A 267-nucleotide genomic window follows, 5' to 3' on the forward strand; every position below is an offset into this window, starting at 1 on the left:
GGATTCGGATTCCGACCAGCGGGTGTGGGTTTCCTGCGCCGCCAGCACGTCAATATTGCCGGTATCGGCCGTCAGATTCACATCGGCGTCGGCATTAATACCTGAGCCAATCACGCTCACACTGCCGCCATTGACGTTCACTGTGCCGCCGGAGGTCAGGGTGCTGCCTCTGGCGGTGTTGTGGATTTCACCCTGACGTTCTGAGTCCATCGAATACAGGTCGCCGCCGCTGAAGGCGCCGTATTCCTGCTCGAATGTTTCGTGCTG

General features: G+C 59.2%; 1 protein-coding gene. It reads right to left on the bottom strand.

Annotated elements, in window-relative coordinates; genetic code table 11:
• Nucleotides 1–267 (bottom strand): hemagglutinin repeat-containing protein (locus tag ACYP03_RS26430; RefSeq protein WP_459782729.1); only part of this gene is annotated, 267 nt, incomplete at both ends.

The organism is Photobacterium sp. R1 (assembly GCF_054600795.1).